At 39.2% G+C, this 1065-nt stretch carries 1 protein-coding gene; it reads right to left on the bottom strand.

What is annotated here, in order from left to right:
- Positions 1–1047: IS110 family RNA-guided transposase (locus EL17_RS22045; protein WP_084166325.1), on the bottom strand; the 1047-nt coding region annotated here is incomplete at its 3' end.
- Positions 1048–1065: the final 18 nt, after the last annotated feature.

Below are 1065 nucleotides of genomic sequence, written 5' to 3'. Positions count from 1 at the left end.
CTCATCATTACCGGAACATTCTAAGTGATTTATATGATAAAGTGGATCATATTCTTGGTCTTTTTTCCACAATGCCCATATTAAAATTAATAATTTTCTCTGAACAGCTACGTATGCCTGCATTTTCGTTTTCCCTTTGGCAATTAGCCTTTCATACAACGCTTTAAATGGACCTTCTTGATATCTGACTACTCCGAAAGCAGGGAGGTGCATTGCCCTGCGGATATGGGCGTTCCCTTTTTTGGACATTTTTGTTCTGCCATTATGCTTACCAGATTGATTCTCCACTATGTCGTATCCTGAATAGCTAACCAATTGTCCTTGGTTTTCAAAGGTTTCAAAACCATTTGTTTCAGCCAGCAGGACTGCTATGGTTTTTATTCCAACCCCTTTTATTTGTTTGATTTTATCTACTCTTGATGAAAGCTTCTCATCTTCCTTGATCAGTTTTTCAATCGCACTATCTATCTTTTCTATGCCCTTTTCCAGTTCCTTTATTAATTTATTGAGGTTTCTCTCAACTTCTTTAACTGGGTAAGCACTGTGTTCCAGCGCATGTAACTGATTCAAAAATACCGTACGCTGGTTGTTGAAGTCCTCTAATTGACGGGTGAGCAACCGTAACCGGTAAATATTTTTTGACAGGGGTTGCCACTGTGGTAAATTCTGCTCAAGGCCCATTTTTGCCAGTCCTTTTGCATCAATTTTGTCATTTTTACTCTTGTTGCCGATTGCTTGGAGGTATCGCTTTGCCTTGGTAGGTAAAATGACTGAAACTGTGTATTCTCGCTCATGTAGGTACCAGGCAAACTGTTCGTAATAAATGCCGGTGGCTTCCATCAATACACGCAATTCACAGGATTTTGCACGTTTGGATTCCAGCCATTTAACGAATTCTCGGAATCCCTTCCCGCTGTTAGCAAACTTGCGGGAGCCTTTAATTTTTACTTGCCGACTTATATCCATTGTGGATAATACAACATCTAAAGTATCCTTGGAAACGTCAATCCCAACATTTTGAACTAATAATGATCTGCTATCTTCCATATAATAGCTTGTTTTGGT

Origin of the sequence: Anditalea andensis (assembly GCF_000714815.1) — a bacterium.
Lineage (GTDB): Bacteria > Bacteroidota > Bacteroidia > Cytophagales > Cyclobacteriaceae > Anditalea > Anditalea andensis.
Note: the sequence above shows the minus strand (reverse complement) of the source record. Positions and strands in the feature narration are given on the sequence as shown.